Origin of the sequence: Nostoc sp. ChiSLP03a, from assembly GCF_034531215.2 — a bacterium.
Taxonomy (GTDB): domain Bacteria; phylum Cyanobacteriota; class Cyanobacteriia; order Cyanobacteriales; family Nostocaceae; genus Nostoc.
Window position 1 is genome coordinate 24,120 of the sequence record NZ_JAVRBQ020000151.1, and the last position, 10,032, is coordinate 34,151.

Genomic DNA, 10,032 nt, shown 5'->3' on the forward strand with positions numbered 1-10,032 from the left:
TCATTCAAATCTTTTCAGAAGTTTGCTGCTCTGCAAATGTTAACCTTCTATAATATTTGTTGCTTGTGGCAAGCCAAAGGAGGCGGACTGCCGTTATACAATTCAATTCATTTCTAGACTGCTGTCTAGCAAGTATGTCATAAGTAGAAAAGGCTGTTAAATGCAAACTAATTTATGACTGCTGCTGTAAACACTAATCCTGGTTTAGCTTCCCGCTTGGTGAATGGCATACTGGCAATCCAGCCTTTAGCTAACCTAGCCAAGCATCAAGCTAGACAAATGATGATTAAACGTGCCGAGAGAATTGGTGTGCCTTGGACGCAAGAAGTTGAAACACTACAGGCGCATGATTGGAAGGCTGATTTAGCTCAAGTAGAAAATCCTCAGCTTTCCTACCCAGAATACTATTTGCGGACATTCCATGCCTACGAAGGTGGAAACCTCAGTTGGAAGGCTGCTTGCGAGTTAGAAGTTGCTGCTCGTACTGTCCATGCTGGAATTTGGCAAGACGCTGGAGCAGAAGGAGATGCTAAACTGCGCCAAAGTTACCACGATATCCTCAAAGCGCAAATCCCCGATCAACCCCAAGACATCTTAGATTTGGCTTGTGGTGTGGGTTTGAGTACATTTACCATGCAAGAAATTTATCCCCATACCAAAATTACAGGCTTGGACTTATCTCCCTACTTTTTAGCCGTTGCCAATTACCGCGCTGGGCAACGTCAAGCTAAAATTAACTGGCTTCATGCCCAAGCTGAATCTACTGGGCTACCTGATGCCTCGTTTGATTTAGTTTCCATTTTCCTGATGTGCCACGAATTACCCCAATCAGCAAACCGACAGATTTTAGCTGAAATGCGGCGCGTGTTGCGTCCGGGTGGCTACTTGGCAATTATGGATATGAATCCCAAATCTGAAGTTTACAAGAAAATGCCAGCCTACATTTTGACTTTGCTCAAAAGTACTGAACCATATTTAGATGAATATTTTGCTTTGGACATTGAGCAAGCTATTGTTGAGGCAGGTTTCCAAACTCCTACTATCACCAACAACACCCACCGTCACCGTACAATAATTGCTCAGGTGAGTGGTTGATTTATCTGTACTGTTGTGGGCAGTAATACCACCCTTACTGCTGCTTGGTTACTACTACTGTCGAGTGCCATTTGCCCCACCTTTGTTAAAGTTACTCATGTTCTTTATCATTGGGGCAATATCTGGTATCCTAGCCCTTAGCATGGAATGGGTTTTTGAAACTGTAGCGAACTATTTTGTAGACTGGCAACAGCTCAAACGTTGGCTTCCTGGTATAGCCTTGCGGCAACTTGTGGAAGTAGGCACAATTGAAGAAGGCTGCAAGTTAGCTGCGGTTTTTATCCCAACCTACTATCTGCAACGCAAATATCGATTACTTCACTCGACGGTTTTCCTCTTCACCATCGCCGTTGCCCTTGGATTTACTGCCGAAGAAAACTGGATTTACCTTTTCCACGATACCGCATCAATTCTTGACCGGACTATTGGCACACCAGTCCACGCTATGTTTTCTGCTCCTTGGGGATATGCTTTAGGAATTTATATTTCCTCCAATACTCGGTTAAATCGAGACAAGAAGTTTATTTTTAGGGCTTGGCTAAATTCTGTAATCTGCCATGCTCTAATTAATGTCCTATCTAGTGCTTGGCGTTACTCACTACCCCTACGTTTCCTGAGTTATGGTTTATTTCCGTTTCTGTTGTGGATGTTTTGGCGGCTGGAACAATTACTGCGAAAAGTGCAAGGTAAATCTGTAATTACCCTAATTTCAGACCGTACAATCCAGCGTCGTTACTGGCAGAGGAGTTTAGTGCTGTTTGCTCTGGTACTGGGTGGAAATGCTATTTTTGGGCTGTTTCTCTTAGTCAGGAAAATTAGTCCTTTGAGTCCGTCGAAGCTTTTTGACATTTATATTTTGTGGTTTATATTTAGTCGCTTTTTACTAAATCTCTTTTTTGGAGTTTTAGCGTGGGGCATTTATCGCTATTTGCGACATTCTGCCCGCCGTCGGTATTTTTAAAATATGATTTAGGAAAAGGCTAGGGGGTTTCTCATGCAAACAACTCCAGTGCGTTGGACGACTGCTGACCTAGAGCTATTTGCTAGCGATCGCAGAAATCGCTATGAGATTATTGATGGAGAACTATTTGTGACTAAAGCGCCTAACTGGGATCATCAAACGAGCTGCGGCAGGATTGTTACAGTTCTTAACAATTGGTCAGATGAAACTGGTCTGGGTAAAGCTGCGATCGCACCTGGAATTATTTTCTCAGATTCGGACAATGTGATCCCTGATGTAGTCTGGGCAAGTCATGAACGTTTAAAAAATTTACTAGATGAAGCTGGACACCTGACGGGCGCACCGGAGTTAGTTGTAGAGGTTTTATCACCCGGCGAAAAAAACGAGAAACGCGACAAGGAAACAAAGCTAAAGCTGTACTCGGTGCAAGGAGTTCAAGAATATTGGATTTGCGATTCTATACAGAAGAAAGTTGAGGTTTATCGACGCGAACAGGCTGTATTAAAGTTAGCAGCTACTTTATTTAATCAAGACGAACTGACAAGTCCTTTGCTACCTGGTTTTAACTGCTTAGTAAGTAAACTTTTTTAGCTGGGCATGGGCATGGGGACGATTTAAATTCCCTATGTCCTATGCCTAATTTGCAATTAGCTAAACTTGTGCTAATACTGGTTGATTCACGGATGCGTTGACTGAATCTGATTCAGACTCAGTGCAGTAGATTTCGCAGGAGTTATTCGGACTTTCAATCAGTTTCACTTTGTAAAGTTTAGCTCCCAATTCTTGAATAGGCGATCGCAGTAAATTACTAATGTAAAGCGCAATATTTTCAGCAGTCGGCACAACTTCGGCAAAGTAGGGAATATCTTTGTTTAAAAATGTGTGATCGAATGGCTCCACCACATAATCTTCTACCACTTTATTCAGGGTACCTAAATCAACAATCATCCCAGTGCGTGGATCAATTTCCCCTTTCACGGTAACTTCTAGATGATAATTGTGTCCGTGACCGTTGGGACGAGCGCATTTCCCATAAATTTCAGTGTTTTCTTCATTACTGAGTTTAGGATGAGCTAGCCGATGGGCGGCGCTAAAGTGAGTACTGATGTTGAGGTAGGCTTCCATTGCATTTCCCATATAATCTGCCCAAAGTTCAGGATGTTCAAATAACTGCACGCGGACTAAAGGCAAGTGTGGTGCTAGTCGTTGCCAAATAATCCGTGCAATATTCTCAGTGGTGGGCAGAGTTTGTTGAAATTCTGCCCACGCATCGTTGAGATAAGAGAAGTCCAATTGACTGGTGACTTCCCGTTTAATTACGTGTTTCACATCAGACAAGTTCAGCACCATGCCATATTCATCCAATTCCCCGGCTAGAGAGATGAATAAGACATAGTTATGTCCGTGTCCTGGAAATCTAGTACCAGCACCAAATTTCTCAATATTCTCGGCTTCACTCAGTTCTGGCAACCAATAACGATGACTTGCAGAAAACTGGGCGCGGCGATTAACAATGCATTGCATGAGTACACTATGAGCAGAATTTAAAATTTCTTAATCTTTTTCTGCTTCCAGCATAAACTAATTTCTTAGTCATTTGTCATTTGTCATTTGTCATTTGTCATTTGTCCAAGAGAAGCCACGCCCACTCTTTAAAGTGATTTGAATTAGTCCGATGAAAGACAAAGTTTTTCCGCCCACCATAAAAGTAAGCTTAGGTTATCACAAGAGACGGGGTATGTACCAATGACCAATGACCAATGACCAATGACCAATGACCAATAATTATGTAACAGAAGCTTGTGCTTCACAGTGTAATCTCGAAGCTATGCGGAATAGTTCATGACCTGTGTGTAAATAACGCTCATCGTAGTTCAAAGGAAAATAACCTAATTCATCAAGTCCATCTGCTACTTGATCCAGACTGTAGTAGAGGTGAGCCGCTGTTCTTGCGAGACTAGGGGGATTTGGCAGAGAGCGAAAAGTAGTTTGTGCCTGCTTGAGGTCATCTCGACAGGTTTTTAAGTATTCCTGAAATTCATCTAACAGCTCATCATCAAAGGGATCGGCAGCTAATTGATCCATTTGTTCTTCTAACGAATAAAGAATCGTACAAAGCAGACGATTTACTGGTTGGTAAACTTGGCGTAGCCATTCTTCAACTTGCTCGTCAACATCTCGTCCAGTTTTTCGTGTGGTCTGGTAATGATGTTGGGCTGATGCTGTACGCTGTTGGCGATCGCTATTTAATTTTTGGGAGTCATCTTGCAGTTCTTGGTCATAATTGCGGCGATTTTGGTTGTCGCCTAAGACTTCATAAGCTGCATTGATGCGGATAATTTGCTCGCGATCGGCTGTTTCCTGATTACTGTCAGGATGAAACAACTTAACCAAGCGGCGATAAGCTTGCTTAATCTCCGCTTGACTGGCACTTGGACTAACTTTGAGAGTTTCGTAATGGTTAGAAACGTGCTTAGAATTGACCATTAATTCAATGTATCGTTAACTGACGCTAGCGGCCAATCTTGCCTCCAGGTCTTGGAACAACGGTGTACTCAAATACCTCTCACCAAAACTGGGCTGAATCATCACAATTAAACGTCCCTGATTTTCTTGACGTTGGGCAACGCGAATTGCTGCACATAAAGCTGCTCCACTGGAAATGCCAGATAGTAGCCCTTCTTCTTTTGCCAAACGCCGACTATAAGCGATCGCATCTTCATCGGTGACGGTAATCACTTCATCAATTAATTTTATCTTGAGTACTTGGGGAATAAACCCAGCACCAATTCCCTGAATTTTGTGGGGGCCTGGTCGTCCCCCAGATAAAACTGGGCTATTGGCTGGTTCAACTGCGATCGCCTTGGAATTAGGCTTGCGTGCTTTAATTACTTCTGCTACACCACTGATCGTACCACCTGTGCCCACTCCTGCCACAATGATATCTACTTGTCCATCGGTATCTTCCCAGATTTCAAGCGCGGTTGTTTCCCGATGCACTTTTGCATTGGCTGGATTGCGGAACTGCTGCAACATATAAGTATTTGGTGTAGTATTAACTATTTGCTGCGCTCGTTGAATTGCCCCACTCATACCTTCCATTCCTGGTGTTAGTTCCAGTTCTGCTCCAAAAGCTCGTAACATTGCCCGACGCTCTCCACTCATCGTCTCTGGCATTGTCAAAATTAATCGATAACCCTTTGCTGCTGCTGCCATTGCTAGGGCAATACCGGTGTTTCCAGAAGTGGGTTCTACCAATACTGTCTTCCCAGGAGTAATTAGCCCCTCGTCTTGGGCAGCGTTAATCATACTTACCCCAATCCGGTCTTTAACTGATGCCGATGGGTTCATACTTTCTAGTTTCACTACAATTTCTGCAACACATCCTTCTGTTTGAGGAATACGGTTCAACTGGACTAGGGGTGTACGACCGACAAGTTCTGTAATGTTACGAGCTATTCGCATAAATTAGTCCTTAATTATTAATTATTTGTCATTAGTCATTAGTCATCAACAAATGACAAATAACTAATGACAAATGACTCTTGACTAAATGTAGTACATGATATCTAATGGCCGCCGCGAATCTCGTTTTTCACAAAGATCCTGGAGCGTATATTTTTGGAAGACGGAATTTGCCGCGCGACTTGCTTCTTGCCAAATTTCTTCTATAACTGAACTATCTATGCTTTTAGAATTAACGTTTTCTTCACCAGCCCGCGCCTCTAAGCCTTCTAAACATTCCAAAATTTCAAAAAGGATGATTTTTCGGGGTTCTCGCGTTAACAGATAGCCACCTTTTGACCCACGCTGACTTTTAACTATACCGCCACGCCTCAACGTTGCTAGTAGCTGTTCCAAATAGCGATCGGGTATGTTTTGTTGTGCTGCAATTTGTCGAATTTGCAGCGGTTCGCCGCTTTCGTAATGAGCGGCCATCTCTAATAAGGCGAGAATTGCGTATTCCGATTTACAGGATAGTTCCACAAGCAGCAATAAGTTAGAAGTAAAAATTAGTTAGGAATTAGGAGTTAGGAGTTAGAAGTCATTCAATTTGAATTTGAGATTTTTTCTTCAATCTCAAACCCAAAGTTCAAAATCTCAAATTGCCAGAGTTAAGATACTACGCAATATGTCGTTTTATACCGCCAACTTCTACTAAAAAAGCTCGCTCAGAAAAAGTTTCTCACGGCGTAAGTCACTTGTAGAGTGGGCATTACTCTAGTCTATTCATATCAAACCCGCCATAACTCATAACTCCTAACTTCTCTAGTATACTCCGGTTAACTACTGGGGTTTATCCATTATTATTACCGAAAACAAAAAACCCCGCCTAATGACGGGGATAAATAGAGTTCAAATTTGTCAGCAGATAATCAACACTCTAGAAGGTGAAAGTAGTTCTGAGCGTACCGATAATAGCATCATCGTTATCGCTATTTTGACCAGGAGAGGTCAACCAGATTACACCAGGAGTTACAGAGATGTTATCCGACACGCGATACTTGTAGAAGCCTTCAAAGTGGTAGGGTATATCGTTGTTGCCACCAAAACCTGGGCGGTTAAAGGAATAGGGTTCTGCACCAGCAAAAACACCTAAAACGTTACCTTTTTTACCGAAATCAGGTAAGGCTACCCCTAAACCGTAGCTCCAAGCTTGATAATCATCACCTGCACCTGCACCTGTAACATCATGGTAAGAGACGAATCCACTAACGGACAGTTTGTCGCTGGGTCTAAACGCAGCCGACACACCGTAGGAGTTGCTGTTAGATCGGGTTATACCTGCTGCATTACCTAAAAAGTTAGCTTGTCCAGTACCTACATCAAAAGCTCCAGGTGCTCCGTCTGTACCAGAGTCAAATAAAACACCACTGGCACTATATGCGTGGACGTAGGTAGCAGCTAAAGCCAAGCGATCGCCAACACTAAAGTTCAACTGTCCAAGAGCTGCATAGTCGCCGTTAGTCAAACCTTGACTAAGACCAGGATTATTAGCTTGGGATGCCAAGTAACCCGCAGTGATTGAGCTATTTCCTAGAATACCGCCACCTTTACCAAGGGGTACATTAAGTGCTATACCAGCACCGCCACCAATCCGATAGATGGGACTTTCAGAAGCAAAGGTAGATAAAGCGCCGTTACCACCGTCGTCAGTGTTGTCAAAAAAGTAAGGATTGTTGACAGCAGCATACTGGCTATGCCGTCCGCCACTAGCTGCAAGGTAAACTTGGGCTGGGCCTATGGGAGCTTCATAAGTCAAGCGGTCTATTCTGACACTGTTGTTACCATTGCCTATACCAACTTGATATGTTTGTGTGCCTTCAGCAGTATTGATAAGACCACCAGCGTTATCCACTAGTGAAAAAGGATTTGAATTACCCGCTGCTAGGCGTGTGTGTAAAACGTCTCTACCAGTGAAGCTGGTTTGCAAGTCTAAACGCACTCTATCTTGAAAGACGGTATTATTAGCGTCCCCAGTGTTACCACCAAATGCATCACTGACGGCAAAAACAGCTTCACCAACCAGTTTTGTGGTTGTGGAGAACTGATTAGCTTCCAATTCAGCAGTCCGCGCTTCTAGAGAATCTACGCGACCGCGTAGGGTTGCCAATTCTGCGGAAAATTCTTCTTGTAACCGTTGTAAGGTAGCTAAATCTTGTTTTGTCACCAAGTCAGCTGTTGCTGTGGCAATCAATTCGTTAACCCGATCCAAACAGGCATTCAAACCAGCAGCAAATTCATAACGGGTCAAAGCACGATTACCGCGATATGTGGAATTCGGATAACCTGCAATACAACCATAGCGCTCAACCAAGGACTGCAATGCTTGGAATGCCCAGTCAGTAGGTTGTACATCGGAAAATTGAGAAACCGATGTTACTTGAGACTGAGAATTGCCTTGGTTGCCTTCGTTGCTGTAGCGATTAACTTGATCTATGGTTGTTTGAGCCAATATTTCTGGCTGTTGGGCAACTTCAGTTACACCTAGTTGTTTGGCTGGTGATACTTCAGTGGTTGTGCTTGGGGCCGCCATTGCTGTTGCCGAAACTAACAATGTTGCTCCCAAAACTGCTGGGCTAACCACTAAGGATTTCCATAACAGATTAGACATTTTTCCTTTACTCCTCACACCTTGTTTAGATAATTGGTTTCGTTACACCTAATTCTCGAAAATGCGACATCTCATTGAAACCTATGGATGAGGCATAGTTGTCTCTACTACAATTCTAGTTTTTGCAAAGCTAATAAACGATTAACTTTGGGTTAAAAACTGATGTGATTAACTTATGCAAAAACATATCTTTATATCATAACATTATAAAACATCCGATCTAGATGGCAATATTGGAGCGATCGCCTTAATAACTGTCACACATACTTATCTAAATATCTAAGCAGGGAGTAGAGTTTGGGTCATTCGTTCTCTACGCAAGCTAAATTACTAAAGCTTTAGACACTTAGAGTTTGCGATCGAAAATCGCTTCTTCCACTCGCTCCTAGTATAAATCTCACCCCAGTTAGAACATACTGGCTCGGCTATATAAACCGTATATTGTAGTGACTTCTTATAGTTTGGTACAAGATATTAAAAGAAATCACTTAGTTAATCTGGGAAATCACCCGTGCTACATCAAAGTCTGGCTGCGTCAATCCGCCTGCCTCATGTGTTGTAAGTGTAATCTTCACTTTATTGTAGGAAATCTCTATATCTGGATGATGTCCGACTGACTCAGCCGGTTCAACTAGTTTATTGACAAACTCAATTGCTTCAATAAAATCTTTGAATGTGCGGGTAATTTGCAACTTGGAGTCTTGAATAGTCCAATCTGACAGAACTTTTGCCTGTTCTTGAATTTCCGCTTTGGTGAGTAGTTGTGCCATATCAGGAAACTGCTACTTCTATAGTTAATATATTTGTTACATTTTACATCTGACAAAGGCAAACCCCTTTTATTCTCCACACAGAAAGTGTGGGAGGATAAATTCAGCCACAATGTGTGTGTCTAGATATAAATCAGACTTGGCAGATAGACGATATTTCCATATTTGGTCATACTCCAAGGTTTAATGCAAGATATTTATGCTTTTTAAGAAAACTTAAATAGGTTGGCTTTGTTCGTGGCAGCGATCGCTATCTCTCTTTTAAAAGTAAGCATTGATCAAACAAAAATCACTTATAAAAAAAACTATCCGCCCTGATTTAGATCGGATGATCTAAGTCAGAGCGGTGTAGCGGGTCTTCAGGTTGCAACCAGACTGCCGGAAGGAACTCCGAGCTTGCCTAGCTACTTGAGCTAACTTAGTATCTCAAAGATGACTAAGGCTAACTTTTAGAGAACAGCCCCGGCACACAGCCGGCTAACTGCAACCTGATGACCCATGCGTATACTACTTTCTATCATGGGCATCACCTCCTTGTTGCCTAAGCGGTCTTAGTCTCAAAAGGGCAGAGAATTTACTCTGGGTTTATAACCTTCATCTAACATAACATATAAATTTAGAGATATTAACTATATATAGAAAAAATCTCCCATCTTTTAATGGGAGATTACTTCAGATAATGAAAATTGACACTTTATAGGCTGATCGCAAGGAGATTATCTTATCTGGGTGTGTCAATTTTCGCCAACCACAACCTTAATTTAGGTTGATGGTCAAATTTGAATTCTTAGAGAGCATTACCGCGAGGTAGAACTTCTTCAGGGAATACAAATTGTTCGTGGGGTTGATCTTGAGGAGCCATCCAAGCGCGGATACCCTCGTTCAGCAAAATGTTTTTGGTATAGAAGGTTTCAAACTCCGGGTCTTCCGCCGCCCGTAATTCTTGGGAGACGAAATCATAAGCCCGCAGGTTCAGTGCTAAACCGACGATGCCGACGGCACTCATCCACAAGCCTGTGACTGGCACGAACAACATAAAGAAGTGCAACCAGCGCTTGTTAGAGAAAGCAATACCGAAAATCTGTGACCAG

At 42.6% G+C, this 10,032-nt stretch carries 9 protein-coding genes and 1 pseudogene; 3 read left to right on the plus strand and 7 right to left on the minus strand.

The annotated features are described in order from the left end of the window. Positions 1-174: 174 nt before the first annotated feature. Genes RMY32_RS25660 through RMY32_RS25670 form a run of 3 tightly spaced genes read left to right on the plus strand, consistent with a single transcriptional unit; the run spans position 175 to position 2,647 of the window. Positions 175-1,095, plus strand: coding sequence for a class I SAM-dependent methyltransferase (locus tag RMY32_RS25660; protein ID WP_322714361.1), 921 nt, complete (start codon positions 175-177; stop codon positions 1,093-1,095). Beyond that, positions 1,088-2,056: a PrsW family intramembrane metalloprotease gene (locus tag RMY32_RS25665; RefSeq protein ID WP_322714362.1), complete on the plus strand. Its 969-nt coding sequence runs from the start codon at positions 1,088-1,090 to the stop codon at positions 2,054-2,056. The genes RMY32_RS25660 and RMY32_RS25665 overlap by 8 nt, the downstream gene beginning before the upstream one ends. Positions 2,057-2,089: 33 nt before the next feature. Further along, entirely contained in the window at positions 2,090-2,647 is a 558-nt protein-coding gene (locus tag RMY32_RS25670) for a Uma2 family endonuclease (protein ID WP_322694446.1), read from the plus strand. Positions 2,648-2,707: 60 nt separating this feature from the next. Here the strand turns inward: RMY32_RS25670 and RMY32_RS25675 are convergent, their stop codons facing one another. The 7 genes and pseudogenes from RMY32_RS25675 to RMY32_RS25705 all read right to left on the minus strand — a co-directional run. Next, on the minus strand, positions 2,708-3,580 hold the full coding sequence (locus tag RMY32_RS25675) for a 6-carboxytetrahydropterin synthase (protein ID WP_322714363.1): 873 nt from the start codon (positions 3,578-3,580) through the stop codon (positions 2,708-2,710). Positions 3,581-3,841: 261 nt separating this feature from the next. Next, entirely contained in the window at positions 3,842-4,543 is a 702-nt protein-coding gene (locus RMY32_RS25680; protein WP_322714364.1) for a J domain-containing protein, read from the minus strand. Positions 4,544-4,558: 15 nt separating this feature from the next. Then, a complete protein-coding gene (gene cysK / locus RMY32_RS25685; protein ID WP_322714365.1) occupies positions 4,559-5,521 on the minus strand; it encodes a cysteine synthase A in 963 nt (320 codons plus the stop codon). A gap of 84 nt (positions 5,522-5,605) precedes the next feature. Then, positions 5,606-6,043 (minus strand): Rrf2 family transcriptional regulator, encoded by a 438-nt coding sequence (locus RMY32_RS25690; RefSeq protein ID WP_322714366.1) that lies wholly within the window; start codon positions 6,041-6,043, stop codon positions 5,606-5,608. A 397-nt stretch (positions 6,044-6,440) separates the two neighbouring features. Continuing rightward, the gene (locus RMY32_RS25695; RefSeq protein WP_322714367.1) at positions 6,441-8,171 is read right to left on the minus strand and encodes an iron uptake porin; all 1,731 of its coding nucleotides are present in this window, start codon (positions 8,169-8,171) and stop codon (positions 6,441-6,443) included. 488 nt (positions 8,172-8,659) lie between these two features. Next, the gene (locus RMY32_RS25700) at positions 8,660-8,941 is read right to left on the minus strand and encodes a 4a-hydroxytetrahydrobiopterin dehydratase (protein ID WP_322714368.1); all 282 of its coding nucleotides are present in this window, start codon (positions 8,939-8,941) and stop codon (positions 8,660-8,662) included. A 787-nt stretch (positions 8,942-9,728) separates the two neighbouring features. Continuing rightward, positions 9,729-10,032 (minus strand): annotated as a pseudogene (locus RMY32_RS25705) (photosystem II D2 protein (photosystem q(a) protein)); the annotation flags it as partial.

Bases quoted from the DNA above. Each gene is read 5' to 3' on its own strand.
- RMY32_RS25660 (WP_322714361.1), top strand. From the start codon at position 175: ATGACTGCTGCTGTAAACACTAATCCTGGTTTAGCTTCCCGCTTGGTG.
- RMY32_RS25670 (WP_322694446.1), top strand. From the start codon at position 2,090: ATGCAAACAACTCCAGTGCGTTGGACGACTGCTGACCTAGAGCTATTT.
- RMY32_RS25675 (WP_322714363.1), bottom strand. From the start codon at position 3,580: ATGCAATGCATTGTTAATCGCCGCGCCCAGTTTTCTGCAAGTCATCGT.
- RMY32_RS25680 (WP_322714364.1), bottom strand. From the start codon at position 4,543: ATGGTCAATTCTAAGCACGTTTCTAACCATTACGAAACTCTCAAAGTT.
- cysK (WP_322714365.1), bottom strand. From the start codon at position 5,521: ATGCGAATAGCTCGTAACATTACAGAACTTGTCGGTCGTACACCCCTA.
- RMY32_RS25695 (WP_322714367.1), bottom strand. From the start codon at position 8,171: ATGTCTAATCTGTTATGGAAATCCTTAGTGGTTAGCCCAGCAGTTTTG.
- RMY32_RS25700 (WP_322714368.1), bottom strand. From the start codon at position 8,941: ATGGCACAACTACTCACCAAAGCGGAAATTCAAGAACAGGCAAAAGTT.